Source organism: Simiduia sp. (assembly GCF_058345725.1).
Window position 1 is genome coordinate 1 of sequence record NZ_JBTUOC010000033.1, and the last position, 20,882, is coordinate 20,882.

A 20,882-nucleotide genomic window follows, 5' to 3' on the forward strand; every position below is an offset into this window, starting at 1 on the left:
GCTCTTGGGCGGCTATGGTCACAAGCTCGATGACGCGCCTCCGAACTCTTGGTGGATGGCGATGCAACAGCGCTACGATCACTATGTGGCGGGCTTTGTGAAACCGTTTTTGGAAGACGTCTTTTTACAGGTTGATCACCAATTGGTGTTGGTGGATTTATTGGGCAGTCTGGGCCAGGGGCGGCAGAGCCTGGATGAGTTGCGGCGTTCGCTAGCGCGGGTGTTGCAGTTGTTCAGCTACGGCCAGAACGGTTGGCTGGATAAACTGTTGGCGCCTAAAGTGGAGCAGCTCACATTCATTGCGACCAAGCTCGATTGCGTGCTGCCGCAGCAGCGCGCGCAGATGGCCGATCTGATGCGAGCGCTGGTGGCCGAATCGGTGCAGGCGGCGCGCTTTGAATCGACCCAGGTTGATCACTTGGAGTTAGCGGCGGTGGCCTGTACGCAGTTGGGTAGCAGGCAGGGCGAGCCGGCGTTAGTCGTAAATGCTGGCGCCGACGCCGCCTGGCTCCAGCACCCCACGCTGCCCAGGGGCTGGCCCACCGATAGCGACTGGCGGGCTTTAAACGGCTGGCAACCCCCCAAGCTGCAACCGCCCACCTTGCTGCCGCCCTCGCAGCAGACTTGGCCGCAAATCAATATGGCGCAATTGTGCCAGCAACTGCTGAAGGAGTCCCTGGAGTGAAACCGACCTCTGGCCGCGAGCAATCCGGCGGTACTGACCGCACCAATACTGGTACCGAGAGCCCCTGGCTGGTGCCTTTGTCGGACGCCGAAAAAAGAAACCTGCAGCTGGTCGAGCCAGCGCCGGATATCGCAGATACCGACAGCTGGCAATCCCAGGCTCCCGCAGGCTTTAACCTGCTGGCCTGGGGAGGTATAGCCAAAGCACTAGGGGCTTTTGTACTGGCATTTGCGGCCTTGCAAACGGCGCTGATGGTGACTGGTGCCTGGTCGATTCACTGGCTGCTGGGTGCGTTGGCCGCTGTCCTTGTGGGCGTGCCGGGGGCGTGGCTGGTGCGTGGGCTCTGGCGCGCACGCCGCAACAGCCAGCGCATTGATCAATTGGCCAAGCTGCGGGCGCAGGCCGACGTGCTGGCGGCGGGGGGCGAAGGCTACGATCGCTACCGGCAGGGAGTACTGGCATTGGCGCCCTCACTGCAATCGGTGTTTGATGCACAACCCGCGCGCTTGGGCGACTACGCCAACAACACTGAGCGTCTGCAGGATCTGGATCGAGAGCTGGCCCAGAGCTGCGACGGGGTGGCTCATCGGGCATTGGTGGTCGCCACCCGGCGCAGTGCCATCTCGGTGGCTGCCAGCCCGTTTCTAGCGTTGGATGTGTTTATGGTGCTCGCCGGCAATCTAACCCTGGTGGCGAGGATTGCAGCGGCTTATGGCCTGCCGGCCAGCCCGTTTCTGGCCGCGAAGTTGTTGGTGCAAGTGTATCGGCAAATTGCTGCGCTGGGCGCCATTGAGCTGGGAACCGAGCTGGCCGGCGAGACGCTGTCGCACGCTGTGCTCACCCGTTTGTCGGGGCGTGTGGCGCAGGGCTTTTCCGCCGGCTTGTACACCTACCGCATTGGGGTGCAGGCCATGGCTCTGTGCCGGCCTCTGGCATTTAGCGAGGCCACTAAGCCGCGCCCGGGCTCCGTGTTTAAAGACTTGTTCAAGCAGCTCGAAGCGGATGACGGAATTTCTTAGGGCTGGTATGAAGTCACCGATATTCTGATTATTGTCGGTGTTTCTTTGCTGAAAATGACGGTTCTAGGGCAGATATAGGCACAAAACTTTATCTCTCAGCCCCTATACTGGAAAGCAGTAATGTCAGTATTTGCCCCTTCCAGGAGTTGTTATGACCCAGCAGGAAATCATCGCCAGCCTGCCTTCGCACCTGCGCCAGTTTGTGAAAGTTCAGGACTACAACCAATACACGCCTCGCGATCACGCAGTCTGGCGCTTTTTGTTACTGGCGCTGGCCAAGCACCTGGCAGAGCACGCCCACCCGGTTTATCTGGAGGGGCTGCGCAAAACTGGTATTAGTTTGGATCACATTCCCTCCATCGATGACATGAACCAGTGTTTGGAGAAAATTGGCTGGCAGGCCGTAGTGGTCGACGGCTTTATCCCGCCGGCCATTTTTATGGAATTTCAGGCCCGCAAGATTTTGGTGATTGCCTTGGATATGCGTGCGGTGGATCACATGCTGTACACCCCGGCGCCAGACATTGTGCACGAGTCGGCCGGCCATGCACCGTTTATCGTGGATGTGGATTACGCCGAGTTTCTCCAGCGGTTTGGCGAAGTGGGTATGAAGGCGCTGTCCACCGCTAGCGATTACGCCGTCTACGAAGCCATTCGCACACTGAGTATCGTTAAAGAGTGCACCCGCTCCAGTGCCGAGGATATTGCCGCCGCCGAAGCCGCCTTGACGGCCGCCTTAGAACATAATGCCGCCGAGGCGCCATCGGAGGCCAGCCTGCTGTCGCGGCTGCACTGGTGGACGGTGGAGTACGGGTTGGTGGGCGAGTTGGACGACTACAAAATCTACGGCGCCGGTCTACTGTCGTCGTTGGGCGAGGGTGTCAATTGCCTGGACGACAGCCGAGTGCGCAAACTGCCTTTGACCGTCGATGCCATCAATACACCCTACGACATTACCCGCGAGCAGCCCCAGTTGTTTGTTACCAAGAGCTGTAAGCATTTAACCCAGGTGCTGGAAGCCTTTGCCGATGGCATGGCCTTTCGCCGGGGCGGAGCTGCGTCGTTGCGCAAGGCCATCGCCTGCAAAACCGTGAGTACGGCGGTGTATAACAGCGGACTTCAGGTGAGCGGCAAATGGGTGCGCGGCCTCACCGACGCCATGGACAACCTCATCTACGTGGGTACCGAGGGGCCCACACAACTGGCTTGGGGCAACCGCGAATTACACGGCCACGGAATCGACTATCACGCGCAAGGTTTTGGATCGCCCGTGGGCAACATCAAGGATTTGCCGCGCTGCCTGTCTGAATACACCATGGATGAGTTGAAAAGTGCGGGTATCCGCGTGGGCGAGCGGGTGGTGCTGGACTTTGTGTCGGGCGTGCATGTGGAGGGTGTACTCGATCACGTGGAGCGACGAGACCACAAAAATATTTTGTTTTCGTTCAGCGACTGTCGCGTAGTGGCGCCCATGCGCGCCAATGGCCAACCGGGCGACACCTTGTTCGATCCCAGTTGGGGCCAGTACGACATGGCGGTGGGTGAGCGTATTACCAGCGTGTACGGCGGCACCGCCGACAAAGACCGCTACCGCCTGTACCAACAGCCGCCCGCCACTGAAACGCTGCGGCCCAGCTACACGGCCCAAGAGCAGGCAGTTTTCGCCCTGTACCAGCAGCTGCGCGACGCCCGTGAACAGCGGCCTATCAGCGCGGATTGGCTCCAGCAATTTTACCTCCAATTGCATGAGCACCCTAAAGAATGGCTGCTACGCTTTGAATGTTTAGAGCTAGCCAGTGGCGAGCTGGCCCAGCAGCTTCGTCGCGAGTTAGAGGATCTTCGCGGGCTATCTGCAGAGCACAATCAGCTGATTCAAACAGGTCTGTCCCGATTGAGTTAGCCCCGGGGTATCAGACATGGGCAGTAAAGCGGTGGGCGTATTGGCGGTGCTTTGGCTTACCTTGGGGCTGGCCCCGCGCGCCTGGAGTGAACCGGACACTGCTCGGGTGGTGGTCTATCCTCAGTCGCAACAAGATTGGCGCGCCCAATATCCGGTGAAACTCCTGCAACGGGCGCTGCAACTGAGTGGCGAAAATTACATAATCCAGCCCAGCGCCCGGGCGTCGCCTAAAGCCCGTAATTTCTCCAATTTAGCGCGTCGGCGCGGTGTTGATGTGGTGTGGAGCATGACCAGCCGCGATCGCGAACAACAGCACCGAGCGATTCGCATTCCGCTACACAAAGGTTTGATGGGGAATCGGCTGGCACTGATTCGCACCCGTGAGCCCAACCTGTTGGCAGACGTACACAACCTGGCGCAACTATCCACCTACAGCGTCGGGCAATTGTACGCCTGGACGGATACCCAAATTCTCACGCACAACGGCCTGACAGTGGTACCCGGCAGTTCCTATGCGTCGCTGTTTCGCATGTTGGCTGCGGGGCGATTTGATGTCTTTCCCCGCTCAGTCACAGAGGTTGGCGATGAGCTAAAACGCTACGGCAATCGAGAACTGATGCTGGATCAAAACCTGCTGATTCAGTACCCAGCGGCGCTGTATTTCTTTGTCAATCGCCAAGATGAATCGCTGGCTCTGGCCATTGAGCGCGGGCTTGAAATCCTCTTGGCCAGTGGCGAATTCGACGCCATTTTTCACGCCCACTTTGGCGAACTTATCGCGTCGCTAGGATTGGCGCAACGACGGGTGATTTTACTGGAAAACCCGTTGTTGCCCGACGACACCCCACTGTGTCGCAAAGCTTTGTGGTGGTGGGATATGTGCCCGGAAAAGGACGGAGTGGGCAACCAACCCTAACAAGCCGCGGCTTGTTAGGGCTTAGGTTTCTAAATGCTTTGGCGCGGTTAATACCAGAAAGACACAAAAATACGCAGTACGTGGGCGTTGAGGGCGTAGGGGTCCTCTTGGCCGGGCGCCACTGGGTCGTCGGTAAAGCGAGCGTCGGATTGGCGCGCGTCGCGGAAGGTCTCGTAGTCCAGCATCATGTAGTCCCAGTAGACGTTGGCCGTGGTGCGGTCGAACCAGGATAGCCAGCCAGCGCGCACCTCGTAGGTCACGCCCAGGCCGATATTGGTATTGGTGTACTGGCTGAGCTCCTTATCGCGCGCGCGGAAGTTGGTGGCCTCTTTGAAGTCAAACAGGTCGGCGTAAAAATCGGCGGCCTTGGTTTGGTTGTATTGGCGGTATTTGGCTTCAAGTAGCCATTGATCGGCGATGGGGTGTACGTATTTGAGCTCCCAGTTGTGGGCTTTAATACCCCAACTGTCCTGGTAGGCGCGCGCTTCAAATTTGACGGCGGCGCGGTAGGGCAGGTAGTACTTTGCCCGCAGGGCCACTGCATCGCTGTTGCGCGTGCGTGGGTAGAGCTCGCTTTCGTTGCTGGCCGAGGCGCAGTTACTGGCGTCGCCCTGTACGCAGTAGCGCACGCTGCGGTAGGGATTATTTAAAAAGCCCTCGTCGATGACCGATTCAAAATTCAGCCCGGCAATCATGTCTTTGGTAATGACCTGCGAGTAGCTCAAGTTGTAGCGGGTGCGTTTGGCCTCGTCCTCAAATTCGTCATCGCCGTTGCGGCGCACCACGTCGTCGCCAAAGGAAACGCCCAGCCCGAGGGTGCTTAGGTCGCCAAAGAAATCCTGGCTGATGCCAAAGCCGTAGGTGGTAGCGTCGTAGTCATTTTCTTTGGATTGGGTGGCGCCCAGGCTCATGGTGGTCTTACCCACCAGATAATCGACACCCAGCGAAGTTTGGGTGCGCTCTTCGGTATAGGCACTGGCGGTGGTTTCCACGTCGATGGAGGCGCTGGAGACCATGTCTACATAATAGTTGCCGTAGATTGAAACTGTATCGGCAAATTGCTTGCGCACCAGTACCGAGGGGCCGGTAATCTCGGCGCCGCCGCCGTCGTAGCCGTGGTACAGCACATCAATGCGGTCTTCAGGTAAAACGGCGGCCTGGGCCATTAACGGCGCGAGCAATAGCGCGCCGAACAGGGCGGGCTTTTTTATGTGCGCAAGGTATCTAGTTACAGCCACATCCGCCTCCCGAACCGCCTTCGGCCCCGCGCGCGGCCTCGCGCGCTTCGTATACGTGGTTGAGGTATTGCGTGGCTACTGGGTCGCGATCCATGGCCATAATGGGGTCGGCTAAATGTTGGCGCTCATAGGGTTTAACCCAGGGTTCAACACTGCTACAAGCCACCGCCAGGGGCGCCAGACAGGCAAGCACTAGTTTTCTCATTCGCGAATCAGCTCTTTGATCTGCTTTTTGTAATCTTTTTCGTAGCCGGGTTTGTAGCCGCGGTGCAGGTAGCGCATCTTGCCGTCGCGATCGATCATCACCGTGCTGGGCATGGCGTCGATGTTATACAACTGGCTCACCTGGGATGTGGGGTCCCACAGGATGGGAAAACTAACCGGTGTATCTTGCAAATATTTTTCGCCGGCAGCTGTGTCCTGCTCCACGTTGACGCCCAGCAGGGTAAAACCGGCGCGGCTATAGCGCTTGGACAGCTCATCCAGCAGGGGCATTTCCTGCCGGCAGGGACCGCACCAGGATGCCCAGAAGTTGAGCATCACTACTTGGCCGCGCAGGTCGGACAGGCGCACGTTTTTACCGTCGCGGCTTTTTAAGGTGAAGTCGGGGGCCGGGCCGGACAAGGGTTCGGTGGCGTGACTCAGGCCGCTGAGCAACAGCGCGAAAGATAGAAACAGGTACTTCATAGGTCACCTCATGCAGTTCGGAGTTGCACCGTTAAAAGAAAATATTAATGCCCACATTGGTGGACAAGTTGTTCACCCACTTTTTGTTAAAACCCAGTAATTCGCGCTCGTACACATGGTCGCGCACGTCAATACTGAAATCCAAATAGTCGGTCAGGTAAACCTTGTAGCCTGCGCCAAAGGTGTAGGTAAAAAATTGTGTTTCGGCAAAGGTGGTATTGCCCGCGCCGCCGACAATGTAAAAGGTGGAGTTAAAGGCCAGGCTATCGCCGATAAACACCTCGCCGGGAAACAGATTGTAGGCCAAGTTCAAATCGTAATACTGCAACTCGCGCTCGGCATCGGTAAGCGCCGGCAAGCCGCCACCAATTTCCAGGGTGCTAATGCCGGCGGTGTGCTGGCCGTAGTTTACTTCCAGGAAAAAGTCTTCGTTAATGTGGTAAGCGCCGCGCAGGCCCCAGCCCCAGCTGCCGCCAAAATCTTCAATGCTCATGTAGCCGTAATAGGCGCCAAGCTCGAAGTCTTCGGTGTCGAGTTGGTCTTCTTCAATGTGTCTGCGCTCCATGTCGGGCGTGACAATTTTGTCCAGCACCGATTGGGTGTCGTCCTGCGCCTGGGTCGCGGCGCAGCCGGCAAGCAGCAGGCTGCTTAGAAGAAAACGTTGAAACCTAATTTCCATTCGTGCACTTCCTCGTTTTCGTCACGGCTTGTGAGAATTTTGTGGTTGTTGTATTCCAGCCGGGCATTGAAGCGACGGCTTAGGTAAACGTTGAGGCCGGTGGCAATCAGCAGGCTGCTGTCGGTGGCGTCCAGAGGCTGATCCAAAGCCGAGCGTTTCTGCGACTGAATCACGCCTGCGCCCAACTCAAAAAAGGGCGATACCCGCCAGTGCGGCCAGGGCTGATGCTGCAGGCGCAGGTAGGCCAGCTTGGAGTCGGCCACGCGGGTGGTGGCCTGGCTCAGGCTCAGGCCCGCCATTAAGTTGGGGGCAAAGCGATAGCCGGTGTACAGGGTCAGGGAATCGGCCCCACCGAAGTCGCCCAGCGTGACGCCAATTTCCCAATCGTGATTTTCGTACAGCTCGCGGCCGCTGGCCATTAGGGTGACGGGTTGCTGATCTGGGCCCAGCGTCAGTGCCAGCGCCTTGCGGTACACCCAGCCCTGCTGGCCGCGCCTGGCTTCTATCTTTACCCAGTCGGTACGCTTTTTCAGCAGCGTAATTGGCTCGCCCTTTTCGACAATGTGATAGACGGGGTAGCCGCGCCCGGGGCCGGTGCGCATTTCCAGGTAGGCGTCGTTGACGGTGACCACCAGCGGCGGCGCCTCGTCAAACCAGTCGAGCCAGCCGCCGTCGGTCTCGGCCGTAGCAGACAGGGGCAATAGAAGTAGAGCTACCAGGGCCCCGATCCGAAATTGAGTCACGCTAAGCCACATCCAAACATTCGCCAGCTGTTTATTATTGAGTTTGCGGCCGGGGCCGCCCGTGGGTCGGTTAGTTTACAGGCACCGCAAAGGGATTGTTATAGTACTGAGCACCTAGATCCAGCCATTCGGAAATCAGTTTCAGCTCCGCCTCGCTTAAATAGCCACGGTGATCGACGGTGTCGTCTGGGCCCGGCGTCTGCTCAAACTTGTTGAAAAACCGGTTGCTGCTGTTAGCGCCGTTGGCGCTCATGGAGGCCCGCACGGTAATGGTGACCATTACCGGAATGGGGTCGCCGTTGCCGTCCAAAATCAGATTGCCGTCTTCGTCGGTTTCAAAGATCGGATCGCCATTGCCGTCCACCGCCTGTATCAGCCGGTCGATCAAAGCGCCGTCTACTACTTCTTGTTCATTGTCGTTAAACAGCAATTCTCGGTAACCAATGAAATGGTCCTGCTGGTCGGGAGAGGGCTCCGCGCGCAAATCCAGTTGGCCCGCCGGCACCTGCGTCGCGCCCATGGCGTCTCGGTCTGTGTGACAGGCGGTGCAGGTCCAGTCCTCCATGGCATCGGCGGGGTTGGCGCGCGCCACTGTCCAAAGGGGTTGAATGTGGTCCGGATAGTGGATGGTAACTCTGCACTGTGCGGACCAGGGTGTGGTACTCATGCCGCAACCAGCGCCGGCGGGGTGGCCGGTCGATAGGTCACTGTAAGCCCAACTGAAGCCTGTTTCGGGGGTCAGCAGCGCCGGATCGGTCCAGTCATCGGTGTAGTCGATATCTACACTCGGGGTGCGCAGGCCGTTGATGCGTGCAAAGGTTTGAGCCATGGTTTCACCCATATCGGCAAACAGTGCTGGTGCGGTGTTGGGGAAGGGAGTGCCGGTGGTAGGCGCGCCCGGGTTGGCCGAGGCGGCTTCGGCATCGGGCCGGCCGTGCGGCAGCTCGCTTTGGCGGGTGTGGCAGCCGTTACAGCTGCGCTGCTCGCCGGCGCGCAACTGCAGCCAGTTGTTGTGCCGTGGAAAGGCGCGCCGTCCCTGTTCGTCGACCACGTCAAAGGTGAAGGCCACATCGGCCGGTACCTTCACCATCACCGAGCCGTCTGGCTCGATGGGTACATAGCCCAGAATTTCGCGCATGCCGTTGGCGGCGGAGCGGCCAAAGGCGGAGTTGGGGAAGTCTAAAACCTCATCGCTGGGAATGGAGACCGCTTTGACCAGTCGTAAAAAGCGCGCCGGTCGGGTCAGTGCCGGCCAATTGGCGGGGTCGCGAATAGTTTCAATGCCCACGCTGTCGGTGCCGTCGAAGTCGTACACGCTTTTAATATGTAGTGCGCCCAAGCCGGCCTCGGCCAAGCTGGCATCGTAATCGATATCGGCCACCGGCGGCGGAATTAGGTTGTCGGGGGTCCGCGGAATCAACAGCACTGGCTCCACCAGCATACGGCCCTCGACGGGCAGCAAAATGGGCTGTTGGGTGCCCGCTGTGGGGTTAAACATGTAGATGCCGTAGAGCGGATCGGCGCGTTCGGCCGAGGGTTCTGTGGCTTCCGAGCAGCTAGTGGGTAGACCGTTGGCAGGGTTAATCACCCGGCAGCGGCTCCAACTCACGATGATACGATCGGTATTGTCAAACAAGGGACTGGCGGAGTGAAAAATACCGCTCACCGATAGGCTGTCGTCGGTGGTGATGGCCAGCGGGTAGACGCTGGCCTGGCCAGTGGTACCGGTACCGCCGCTCACGGGTTGGTCGGCGGCCACATAGTTGTCGATGTCCACCGCCACCAGCGCACCGCCATACTCCTGGCTCTGGCGCCCCCTGTGTATCGCAAAGATGCGCCCGTCGGGCATTTGCTGGGGCCGTACAAAAAAGGCCTCGGTGTCGTTGGTGCCGGTATTTTGGCTGTGGTAGCCGTAAATCAACGACTGGTTCATGCCGTAGGGGTCCACCGCGTAGAAACTCAGCTGGTCGTTGCCAGTCATGCGATCCCAGCGGCTGTAGAGCACGCGGCCATCGGGCAGTAGACTGGGCTGAAAGTCGTGGGACTGGTTGTAGGTGAGCTGCTGGATATTGGTGCCGTCGTTGTCCATAACGTGCAGTACAAACGCGGCCTCGTCGCGGCCGTCGTCCAAATGGCTAAACTGGGGCTTGTTGTCGTCTAGCAAAATGGCGCGCGAGCGGGTCTGGCGGGTGGAGGCAAACACAATTTTGCGCTCGACGCCGGGCAAATAGCGCGGCGCCACGTCGTGGCCCACCTCAGCTTGAATATCATCTGCAATTACCCGGCGCAGGGTAGCCGAGGGAATATCGTATTCCCAGATATTCCATTTAGGCTGATCTTCCTCGTCGACATTTTCCAGTTCGGGCGCACGCATGGCAAAAAGTAAGCGCTCACCATCATAGGAGGCGCTGATGTCCTTCACGTCGTAGAGGTCATCCACTTCCCAGGCTTGCGAGGTGATGTCTACCCGCGGTGCGGAGCTGGCGGCTCGGTCCTTCAGATATAGAACGGCGCCCGGCATAAAGGTCTGTGGCATCAGTAGGTCGTCTTCCACGCGATTACCGTCTTCATCCACGGGAATGGGACGCTCGATATAGGCCAGCGGAATGTCCAGCACCACGGGATCGGGTTCAATATCGTCGATTTCGCCCGTTTCTGTTTTACTGCTGCAGCCGGTAACGGCCAACAGCGCGAGCAGGGCCAGGGTGGTGTATTTGGTGGGCGCGCTATACAACATAGGGGTGTTTTATCTCAAAAATGACCGCGGTGTGCGAAAAGGCCGCGTTTCGGCCAGTGGCATTGTATCTATCTTGGCGGGGTTATCTAAAAGTTTTATGCCTTTACGGCGTGTGACGCCGGACACATTTTGCACAGCATTCGCAAATTTCTGTTGTGTTACTTGGTACAGTGTTCCAGTTGCCAATGATTTAGAAAGCGTTGCTGTTCAATTATTAGAACCCTGTCACATCTTGGAAGTGACCGCTGACCGGCGGTAGCTTGCGACCCACCAACCGCAAACTGTCGCTCAGCAAAGCATCATAGAATGTACCTAGCGAGCCAGGAATCCGAATCCCATGAAACACCTTACTTTTAAAATAGCGCTGTTGGCCGGCGCGGCGCTGGCGGTAGCCAGTGTCCAGGCCGGGCCCCGCGAAGCGGCAAAGCGCATTCACGACCGCATCGCCGGTGTGCCGCCATCAGAGACTGTCTTGTTGGAGATGGCCAATGATATTCAGGCCAACGACGTGGCCAGTGCAGCCCAAAAAGCGATGGACAATAACGGCTTTTACGCGGTGACGCTGAAAAACATGTTTATGCCGGCCACCAACCGCGATGGCGATGTGTTCCGCGATTTTAACGATTACGTGGCGACGGTGATTGGCCTGGTGCGCGACGACGCGGATTTCCGAACTGCGCTTTACGACAACGTCATTTACGTGGGCAAAGACAGCTTGGGACTGCCCGCCTACGCCAACGACAACAATGAGCACTACCGTCAGTTGTACGCCAGCGGCGCCAACCTGATCGACGGCCTCGAACGCCGCACTCAAACTGAAGTGACAGGCTTGGAAGCACCGGCAACGGCAGGCTTGATGACCACCCGTGCGGCGGCCAAAGCGTTTTTCATCGCCGGCACCAACCGGGCCATGTTTCGCTTCACGCTGATGAATCACCTGTGTATGGATCTGGAGCAGGTGCACGACATTACCCGCACGCCCGATCGCATTCGCCAGGATGTCAGCCGCAGCCCCGGTGGCGACAGCCGGGTGTTTAACAACAACTGCATCGGCTGCCACAGTGGTATGGACCCAATGGCCCAGGCCTTTGCCTACTACAACTACGAATACGATGCTGACAATGACCTGACCGGTGAAAACGGGCGGCTGGTCTACAACAGCAGCGGTGAAACCGATCCAGAAACCGGTACGCGCGTTCAGGCTAAGTACCACATAAACAGCGCCACCTTCCCCTACGGTTTTGTGACGCCGGATGATCAGTGGAGCAACTACTGGCGCGAAGGCCAAAATAAACTGCTGGGCTGGGACAGCTCACTGGCGGGCACAGGCAATGGGGCAAAAAGTATGGGTATGGAACTGGCCCACTCCGATGCCTTCGCCCAGTGCCAGGTGAAAAAGGTGTTTCAGACGGTGTGTCTGCGCGAGCCCGGCAATGCGGCCGATCGCACCGCCGTAACCGACATGGTGGCCAGCTTTAAAGCCGGCAATTACCAGTTAAAACAGGTATTCGCCGAATCTGCCGAATACTGCCTGAACGATTAAGGGACGCGAACATGAAGATTTCCATAGCAATGCTCGGCCGCGCCCTGATTCCCGTTGCACTGTTGGCGCTGGGCGCCTGTGGCGGCGGTTCAGGTGCGGGCACTACCGCAAACAATAACCCCAATGCCGGCGGTAGCGGCGGCGGCTTTGTCTATACCGGCCCCGCCCCGCAAACCGAAGATGTGCAAAGCTTTAAGATCAACGTGTGGGACAACCTGGTGGGCGAAGACCGCTGCGGTGCCTGCCACATCGAAAACGGCCAGTCGCCCCAGTTTGTGCGCCGCGATGACGTCAACGAAGCCTACGCCATAGCCAATACCCTGGTGGATTTAAGTAATCCGGCGGCCTCGCGCCTAGTGACTAAGGTGGGCGGCGGTCACAACTGCTGGAAAACCGAAGCCAGCGCCTGTGCCGATGAGATGACGGTGCTAATTACCCGCTGGGCGCAGGCTTCGGGCTCGGTGTCGAACACGGTGATTTTGACCGCCCCGGCGCTCAAAGATGTGGGCGAAAGCAAAAGCTTTCCCGCCACGCCGGATGGCTTTGAGCCGGTCCACGATCTGCTGACCGCCTATTGCAGCAATTGCCACAGCAGCGGTTCGGCCAATCAGCAACAACCGTTTATTGGCGAGTCGGACGCACAAACTTCCTACGATGCTGCGCGCTCGCGTATCAACCTGGACACCCCGCAAAACTCCCGCTTGGTGGTGCGCTTGCGCGACGAGTTCCACAACTGCTGGAACAATAACTGCCCGGCGGCCGCCACAGAGATGCAAGCGGCGATTCAGACCTTTGCCGACAGCATCGAACCGGTGGCCGTGAACCCCGATCTGGTTATCTCTAAGGCGTTGAACCTGGCCGAAGATGGTATCGTGGCCTCGGCCGGCGGGCGCGTAGAAACCAACCTGATCGCCCTGTACCAGTTCAAAACCGGCTCCGGTTCCACCGCGTTTGATACTTCGGGCGTTCAGCCTTCGCTCGACCTGACTTTGTCGGGCGCCTACGAGTGGCTGGGCGCCTGGGGCGTGAAGTTCAATGGCGGCAAGGCCCAGGGCTCTACCGCCAGCAGCCGCAAATTGTACGATCTGCTCACGGCCACCGGCGAATTCTCGGTGGAGGCCTGGGTGGTGCCCGAAAATGTCACGCAGGACGGGCCGGCGCGGATCATTACCTACTCCGGCGGTGTGAACAGCCGTAACTTCACCCTGGGGCAAACGCTGTATAACTACGATTTCGCCATTCGCAACTCGGTTGGCAACGACGCCAACGGCATGCCGCTGTTGTCGACCCCTGATGCCGATGAAGTACTGCAGGCCACCTTGCAGCACGTGGTGATGAACTACGATCCTATCAACGGCCGCCGGATTTACGTCAACGGCGAGTTGGTGAGCCAAACCGACAGTTTGGCGGGCGGTACCTTGGCCAACTGGGACAGCAGCTTTGCGCTGGCACTGGGTTCCGAAGTGGGCAATACCGACCCCTGGTTGGGTTCGGTACGACTGCTGGCGATCCACAACCGCGCCTTGAGCGCCGAGGATATTCAAACGAACTACGACGCCGGCGTGGGGGAGAAATTCTTCCTGCTGTTTAGCGTTTCGCATGTGATCGACATGGCCGATGCCTATGTGGTGTTTGAAGTGCAACAGTTTGATAACTACAGCTACCTGTTTAATGCGCCTTTCTTTATCAGCTTGGACGCCAACGCCACACCGGCGGCGGCCATTGCTTTGAAAGGCATGCGGGTGGGCGTGAATGGCCAGGAGGCTAGCGTGGGCCAGGCCTACGCCAAGCTGGATATGAGCATCAGCAGCGCCAACTACACCAGCGCCGGCTTGCAGTTGTCAGCCTTGGGCACGGTGATCCCCTTGGACAAAGGCCCCACCAGCGACCAGTTCTTCCTGACCTTTGATCAGCTGGGCGATACCACCTTCGTACGCGTTGAAGCCGATCCTTTGCCGCCTTCGGCGCCGGCCGACATTACCGGTCAAGCGGCAATTGGTCTGCGCCACTACGAAGAAATTGATGCGAGCTTGGCGGCGCTGACGGGCATACCGCGCACCAACAGCCGCGTGGCGGCGCTGTTTGAACAGGTGAAGCAGCAAATGCCCACGGCCGAAGACCCCAACGGCTTCTTGGCCGCGCACCAAATGGGTATCACCCAGTTGGCGGTGCAGTACTGCAACGAGTTGGTGGACGACACAACGCGCCGCGCCGCTTACTTCCCGGGCTTTAATTTCAGTGCGGGGATTAGCACCGCCTTTGACAGCCAAGCCAAGCGCGACCAAATCATCGACCCGCTGCTTACAAACTTGCTGGCTCACAGCTTCACCACCGTGCCCGATACCGGCAATGCGGTACTGGACGATCAGCCCAATGCCGGTGAAATGAAAACGGAACTGGAGCGCTTGATTACCGACATGAGCGGTGCCTGCAGCACAAACTGCAAAACCGCCCAGGAACGTACCTTAAATACCGTTAAATCCGTCTGCGCCGCCGCCACTGGCAGTGCTGTGATGTTGTTGCAATAGGGCCGGCCGGAGGAGAATCCCATGAGTAAGAAATTTAAAACTGATTTTCAGCCAGACGAGGCGTTGATCACGCCCAACATGCACCGCCCCGTATCGCGCCGCGACATGATCGCCCAGGGCTTTCGCCTGGGTGCCGGCGCAGTGGTGGGCAGCACGGCCTTGGGTTTAATCAGTGCCAGTGCGCAGGGCGCGCTGTCGCCGGATTTAGAATTAAAACTGGATGAATGCGCCATCCCAAAGGCTGGTGCGGGCAAAATTCCGTTTATTTGCTTTGATTTGGCCGGTGGTGCCAACTTCGCAGGCTCCAATGTGCTGATTGGCGGGCGCGGCGGCCAGATGGATTTCTTGTCCACGGCCGGTTACGGCAAGCAGGGCCTGCCGGGCGATATGCTGCCCTCTAGCAGTACCGAAAACTTTATCGATGAAAGCCTGGGTCTGCGTTTCCATTCCGACTCCGCCATGCTGCGCGGCATTCTGGAAAAGGCGCTGACCTCGGCGCCCAATACTAATGGCTGCGTTATTCCCGCGCGGTCTGAAAACGACACCGGCAACAACCCCCACAACCCCATGTACGGTATTAACCGCGCCGGTGCCTTTGGCAATCTGGTGGCCTTGGTGGGCTCGCGCGCCTCGGATTCGGGTGGTAACTCCATGGCACCGGCGGCCATGATCGACCCCGCCGTGCGCCCCACAAAGGTGGATCGCCCCTCAGATGTGACTGGTTTGGTGGACGTGGGCAGCCTGACGGAATTGTTAAGCAAAGACGAAATCGTGAAGGTCATGGAGACCATGTACCGGGTGAGCGACAAAAAAATCGCCCGTATCGATACGGGCTTAAGCGCCCCTGAACAGGCTGCAGTAGAAGAGACCCTGCGCTGTCAGTATGTGAAAGCGGCGCATCTGGCCAACACCTTTGGAAATCCCGCCGATTTGAATCCCGAGCTAGACCCCTTATTGGTGGGTCCCAGCGGCGTCTTTAGTGCAGAAGAGTTTGCCGGCGACGGTGAATTCCGTAAAACCGCGTCGGTGGCCAAGATGGTTATCAACGGCTATGCCGGTGCGGGCACCATTACCATGGGCGGCTACGACTACCACACCGGCGATCGCGCCACGGGCGAACGCCGCGATTTGCGCGCCGGCCGCTGCATTGGCGCTGTTTTGGAGTACGCTGCCAAGAGCAATGTGCCGGTAATGATCTACGTCTGCTCCGACGGCTCGGTGTTCAGCAACGGCATGTTGGATAACTCGGTGGATGGTGCCGGCAAGGGTGTCTGGACCGGCGACAACCAGCAGACCGCCTCGGCCTTTTTCCTGGTGTACAACCCAGGCGGTCGGCCACAATTGTTGGGGTCTACCATGGAAGAGCAAGAAACGCACCGGCAGCTGGGTTGGATGCGCGCCAGCGGCGACGTGGAAACGGCCTCCAGTGTGGCGGCCAACAACGTCAATTTGCTGGTTGAGACGGTGGTACTGAATTACATGGCGCTGCACGGTGAGCAAAATAAATTCACCGATCCCGACAAGTTCCAGCAAAACGGATTGGGTACCAATTTGGATGCGTTGACCGCCTTCGAACCCATTTGTGACGGTGTCTATACCAATCCAGTTTGATTATTCTGTCACCCTTCTGTCATATTCAGGGGCTAGCTTGCTAGCCCCTGTTTGCATCTGCGGTTCACTGCCCGCAGTGGCGGGGCCAGTATGAGGTAACTGCTTGGTACAACTCCTGTTATGATGTGCCCGCCTTGAATGCTAGAACCCTATAACATCATCGAGGAACGGACCATTAACGCCTTTTCTGGAACCTGGCCCAAGCAATTGCCCTCGGGCCTGAGCACAATGATTGCCCGCCTGGGTGCCATCCCTGCCGTCTGGTGGCAGCGCGCCGGCCTGCTGTTGCTCGCCCTCTGGCTCACCTTTAGCCTGGCTAAATTGGTGTGGTTGTTTGCCGCTCAGCCCACGACCTTTGTGGCGGAGGGCCAGTCAGTTAACTTGCCGCTGCTGTCGCGCGAACCCTCGGCAACTGAGCTGGACATCGAGTCCTTTGCGCAGTTGAACCCCTTTGGCAAAGCGGCGGAAGCCCCGGAAGTTGAGCAGCTGGCGCCATCCATAGAAGACGAAGCCCAAGAAACCAAGTTGCAACTGCAATTGCAGGGCGTGATCGCCACCGGCGACGCCAGCCAGGATAAAGCCATTATTGCCAATGGCTCCAATCAGGATTTATATGCCGTGGGCGACGCCCTACCGGGCGGCGCCAATGTAAAGCTGAGTAAAGTGCTCGCCGATCGCATTGTGATCGAAAACAATGGACGGTATGAATTGCTGTGGCTATACGATGAATCGGAGCGGGCCAAGCCTAAACCGGTGGCCTCGCCCAAGCCGGCGCGCGCCATGCGCAGCAGCGCCAAGATTTCCCGGGACGTGGCCGAGCGCTACGCCAACATGCCCGAGTTGAGCGCCCAGTCGCTGGCCGATGTGGTCAAAATCAGCCTCAAGCGGTCGGGTGGCGAAATTCTGGGCTTCGAAGTGAGGCCCGGCCGCGATCGCGGTGTATTCGACAATCTCGGCCTTCAGTCGGGCGATGTGGTGACGTCGGTTAACGGCACGCCACTGACCGATGCCGCCACCGCGGTAAACATTGCCAAATCGCTGCGCAGTTCGCGCGAAGCCACATTAACCGTACTGCGCGGTGGCGAAGAAACGCAGATCAAAATTTCACTGGAATAGGGCCAATGCCCGCCAACGATTAACACAGTAATAAGAAGACTATTGTGAAAAAAGCCGTGCACAAGACCACCCATTTCCTCGCCAGCGCGCTGCTGGCCACCAGCCTGCTTACGCTCTCTGTGCAGGCGGCCGGGCCCACCTATACGGTGAACTTTAAAGACGCCGATATTCAGGAAGTGGTCAAATACGTTGCCGACACCACCGGCAAAACCTTTATCGTGGACCCCTCCGTTAAGGGCCGCATTAAGGTTATTTCGTCCAAGGAAATGGATGGCGAGGAGCTCTACAACCTGTTTCTGGCGGTGTTGGATGTGCACGGTTACGCGGCCATCGAGTCGGGCGAGGTCACCCGCATTGTCAGCTCGAAAGAGGCGCGTAGCCTGCCGTTGGAAGTGAAAGACACGGCCAAGCGCGGCAACGACGGCATGATTACCCAGGTGATCCAGCTGAAAAACGTGGCCGCCTCTAAGGCGCTGCCGGTATTGCGCCCCATGGTGCCACAACACGCGCACATGGCCGCCTACGACCCCAGCAACGCCATTATCATCACCGATACCGAAGCCAATATTGCGCGCCTGCAGGATGTGATTGACCGCATCGACCGGGCGGCGGTATTTACCACTGAACTGGTGCACCTCAAGCACGCCGGCGCCGAAGACTTGGTGCGCATCTTAACCCAGCTGCAACGGCAAGAAGCCGGCAAGGCGGGCAACGACAACGCGCCCATGCTGGTGGCCGACAAGCGCTCCAACGGCATTTTAATTTCCGGTGACGACCTGACCCGCACCAAGGTAAAACAACTCATCGCCCGGCTGGACATGCCCCAGCAGCAGAGCGGCAACGTCCAGGTAATCTACTTGGAGTACGCCGAGGCCAAGCAGGTGGCCACGGTGCTGACAAACGTGGTTAAAAACATGTCCAAAATGGACAAGGGCGAAGGCGCCACCGCGACTGAAACCAGCGTGGAAGCCGACGAAGATACCAACTCGCTGCTGATCACTGCAGACCCGGCCACACTGGAATCGCTCAAAGCAGTCATCGCGCGCTTGGATATTCGCCGCGCCCAGGTGCTGGTGGAGGCCATTATCGTAGAGATGCTGGACGACAACTCGAAAGAGTTGGGTATTCAGTGGCTATTTGGCAACAGTGCCAACGGCGCCTTTAGTACGTCGTCGCTGCAAAATGGCGCGTTAAGTGGCGCAGGCGGTATCGATCCCACAGATGAAGAGAGCAGTTTGATCGGAACCCTGGCGGGCCTGGCCGGCGCTGTCGAGGGTCAAACCTTGGGTCAGCTGGGTTCGAGCGGCGACAACGAGTTTCTCGTGTTGCTTAGCGCCCTGCAAAAGCAGACCGACGCCAACATCTTGTCCACGCCCAGCCTGCTGACCTCGGACAACCACACGGCCACCATCAACGTGGGCCAGAACGTGCCCTTTGTGACCGGCTCTTACTCCAATCCGGGCACCGGCGGCGGCACCGGCGGCACCAACCCCTTCCAGACTATTCAGCGCGAGAACGTGGGTATTATGCTGGAGGTAACGCCGCACATTAACGAAGGCAACTCGGTGGTCATGGAAATCAAACAAGAGGTGTCCAGTATTGCCGGCAACACCTCTGTGTCGGCTTCCGATTTGATCACCAACAAGCGCACCATCGAAACGCGCATTCTGGCCGCCGATGGAGAAGTGGTGGTGTTGGGTGGTTTGATGAAAGACGATTTGCAAACGGGCGAGCAAAAAGTGCCCCTGCTAGGTGACATCCCCTTATTAGGTCGCCTGTTCCGGTCGGATTCCACCAAAATCGTTAAGAGCAACCTGATGGTGTTTATTCGCGCGACCATCATTCGCGATGACGATAGCCTGCGCGGTGCTACCGCAGAAAAATACCGTTACATCTACGACTTGCAGCAAAAAACCGGCAGCGATAGCGAGCTGTTTTTCCAGGATCGCAAACAGACCAAAATGCAAAAGTGGGAAGCGCGCGACCAGGGCCTGTTTATTATGCCGGGCGCTAACGAGCAACAGGACGCGGGCGAGTAATCGGCATGAGCGATCTATTGCCCTTCAGCTACGCGCAAACCCATGGCGTGTTAAAAACGGGCCAGGAGTGGGTACACAAGCCGGGTATTAGCTACCAGGTATTGGCGGAACTGCAGCGCCACTACGGCGAAGCGCTGACGTTGGTGGAAATTCCGGAGGCGGATTTTAAGCAGCGCTTAAAGGACGTTTACCACGACGATTCCGATGCCGCCCAACAGGCCGTGGCCGACATGGATTTGTCACAACTGGTGGACGACATCCCCGAAGAGGGCGACCTGCTGGCGGGCAATAACGACGCCCCGGTGATTCGCCTGATCAATGCAATTTTGGCGCAGGCGGTAAAGGCCAAAGCGTCAGATATCCACTTGGAACCCTGTGAAGATCGGGTGGCGGTGCGGTTTCGGGTAGACGGTGTACTCAACGAAGTCCTGCAAGCTAAGGCGCAACTCGCACCCCTGATCAACTCGCGCATAAAAGTGATGGCGCGCTTGGATATTGCCGAAAAGCGTTTGCCACAGGATGGCCGCATGTCGGTGACGCTGGCCGGCCACACCATCGACATTCGCGTGAGTACATTGCCCTCTGCCTATGGCGAACGGGCGGTACTGCGTATTTTGGATCAGGCCGCCGGTGCCCTTAAATTGCACCAGCTCAATATGCCCGCCAAAACCCACCAGGCCTTTGCCGGTGCACTGCGTAAACCGCACGGGATTATTTTGGTGACCGGCCCCACAGGCTCCGGTAAAACCACCAGCCTGTACGCGGGCCTGACCGAGATTAACGATCGGTCGCGCAACATCATGACCATCGAAGATCCGGTGGAATACCTGTTGCCGGGCATTGCGCAAACCCAGGTTAACACCAAAGCCAACATGACCTTCGTGCGCGGTCTGCGCGCCATCTTGCGCCAAGACCCCGACGTGGTAATGATCGGTGAAATTCGCGACGGCGAAACCGCCAGCATTGCCGTGCAGTCTTCACTCACCGGTCACCTGGTATTGTCGACGCTGCACACTAACACCGCCATCGGCGCAGTCACGCGCTTGTTGGACATGGGCGTCGAGGCGTTTTTGCTGTCCTCCAGTCTAGATTTAATAATGGCGCAGCGGGTGGTGCGTCGCCTGTGCGACTGCAAAAAACCGCACAAGCCAACGCCTGCCGAGTGCGAACAATTGGGCTTTGCGCCCGAGGGCGATATCTATTCGGCCAACGGCTGCGAGCAGTGTGGGCACACCGGCTACCGCGGTCGCCTGGGTATCTACGAGCACATTGTGATCGACGAACAAATGCGCCAGCTCATTCACGAAGGCGCCGGCGAGCAAACCATGTTGGCCTATGCCCGCCGGTTCAGCCCGTCCATATTGGATGCCGGTAAAGAGCGTATTCTGGCCGGTGAAACCAGCGTGGAAGAAGTGCTGCGCGTCACCACATTGAGTTAAGC

General features: G+C 58.3%; 16 protein-coding genes. 10 read left to right on the top strand and 6 right to left on the bottom strand.

Annotated features, from left to right (window positions below):
- From ACW8F6_RS08180 to ACW8F6_RS08195, 4 genes are all read left to right on the top strand, one after another.
- A partial coding sequence (locus ACW8F6_RS08180) for a YcjX family protein (RefSeq protein ID WP_491575365.1) occupies positions 1-685 on the top strand: 685 nt, incomplete at its 5' end.
- Complete coding sequence (locus tag ACW8F6_RS08185; protein WP_491575366.1) at positions 682-1,704, top strand: DUF697 domain-containing protein; 1,023 nt, start codon at positions 682-684, stop codon at positions 1,702-1,704. The genes ACW8F6_RS08180 and ACW8F6_RS08185, both read left to right, overlap by 4 nt.
- Positions 1,705-1,855: 151 nt before the next feature.
- On the top strand, positions 1,856-3,604 hold the full coding sequence (locus ACW8F6_RS08190; protein WP_491575367.1) for an aromatic amino acid hydroxylase: 1,749 nt from the start codon (positions 1,856-1,858) through the stop codon (positions 3,602-3,604).
- 16 nt (positions 3,605-3,620) lie between these two features.
- Positions 3,621-4,520 carry a substrate-binding periplasmic protein gene (locus ACW8F6_RS08195; protein WP_491575368.1) on the top strand — a complete coding sequence of 300 codons (900 nt, stop codon included), beginning with the start codon at positions 3,621-3,623 and terminating at the stop codon, positions 4,518-4,520.
- A 47-nt stretch (positions 4,521-4,567) separates the two neighbouring features.
- Here the strand turns inward: ACW8F6_RS08195 and ACW8F6_RS08200 are convergent, their stop codons facing one another.
- The 6 genes from ACW8F6_RS08200 to ACW8F6_RS08225 all read right to left on the bottom strand — a co-directional run bounded on the left by ACW8F6_RS08200 (position 4,568) and on the right by ACW8F6_RS08225 (position 10,604).
- Positions 4,568-5,758 carry a DUF3570 domain-containing protein gene (locus ACW8F6_RS08200; RefSeq protein WP_491575369.1) on the bottom strand — a complete coding sequence of 397 codons (1,191 nt, stop codon included), beginning with the start codon at positions 5,756-5,758 and terminating at the stop codon, positions 4,568-4,570.
- Complete coding sequence (locus ACW8F6_RS08205; RefSeq protein ID WP_491575370.1) at positions 5,745-5,963, bottom strand: DUF4266 domain-containing protein; 219 nt, start codon at positions 5,961-5,963, stop codon at positions 5,745-5,747. The genes ACW8F6_RS08200 and ACW8F6_RS08205 overlap by 14 nt, the downstream gene beginning before the upstream one ends.
- Positions 5,960-6,445 (bottom strand): TlpA family protein disulfide reductase, encoded by a 486-nt coding sequence (locus tag ACW8F6_RS08210; RefSeq protein WP_491575371.1) that lies wholly within the window; start codon positions 6,443-6,445, stop codon positions 5,960-5,962. Before ACW8F6_RS08210 ends, ACW8F6_RS08205 begins: the two co-directional genes overlap by 4 nt.
- Before the next feature lie 31 nt (positions 6,446-6,476).
- Positions 6,477-7,124, bottom strand: a complete 648-nt coding sequence (locus tag ACW8F6_RS08215; protein WP_491575372.1) for an outer membrane beta-barrel domain-containing protein — start codon at positions 7,122-7,124, stop codon at positions 6,477-6,479.
- Positions 7,094-7,867, bottom strand: coding sequence for an SH3 domain-containing protein (locus tag ACW8F6_RS08220; RefSeq protein WP_491575373.1), 774 nt, complete (start codon positions 7,865-7,867; stop codon positions 7,094-7,096). Before ACW8F6_RS08220 ends, ACW8F6_RS08215 begins: the two co-directional genes overlap by 31 nt.
- 70 nt (positions 7,868-7,937) lie before the next feature.
- On the bottom strand, positions 7,938-10,604 hold the full coding sequence (locus ACW8F6_RS08225; protein ID WP_491575374.1) for an HzsA-related protein: 2,667 nt from the start codon (positions 10,602-10,604) through the stop codon (positions 7,938-7,940).
- Between the two features lie 337 nt (positions 10,605-10,941).
- On the opposite strand from ACW8F6_RS08225, the gene ACW8F6_RS08230 reads away from it, so the two are divergent.
- From ACW8F6_RS08230 to ACW8F6_RS08255, 6 genes are all read left to right on the top strand, one after another.
- Positions 10,942-12,147, top strand: a complete 1,206-nt coding sequence (locus ACW8F6_RS08230) for a hypothetical protein (RefSeq protein WP_491575375.1) — start codon at positions 10,942-10,944, stop codon at positions 12,145-12,147.
- Between the two features lie 11 nt (positions 12,148-12,158).
- Positions 12,159-14,675 (top strand): LamG domain-containing protein, encoded by a 2,517-nt coding sequence (locus ACW8F6_RS08235; protein ID WP_491575376.1) that lies wholly within the window; start codon positions 12,159-12,161, stop codon positions 14,673-14,675.
- Between the two features lie 21 nt (positions 14,676-14,696).
- A complete protein-coding gene (locus tag ACW8F6_RS08240; protein WP_491575377.1) occupies positions 14,697-16,286 on the top strand; it encodes a hypothetical protein in 1,590 nt (529 codons plus the stop codon).
- Between the two features lie 138 nt (positions 16,287-16,424).
- Positions 16,425-17,402, top strand: coding sequence for a type II secretion system protein GspC (gspC, locus tag ACW8F6_RS08245; RefSeq protein ID WP_491575378.1), 978 nt, complete (start codon positions 16,425-16,427; stop codon positions 17,400-17,402).
- Between the two features lie 44 nt (positions 17,403-17,446).
- On the top strand, positions 17,447-19,441 hold the full coding sequence (gene gspD / locus ACW8F6_RS08250) for a type II secretion system secretin GspD (protein WP_491575379.1): 1,995 nt from the start codon (positions 17,447-17,449) through the stop codon (positions 19,439-19,441).
- Between the two features lie 5 nt (positions 19,442-19,446).
- A complete protein-coding gene (locus ACW8F6_RS08255; RefSeq protein WP_491575380.1) occupies positions 19,447-20,880 on the top strand; it encodes a GspE/PulE family protein in 1,434 nt (477 codons plus the stop codon).
- Positions 20,881-20,882: the final 2 nt, after the last annotated feature.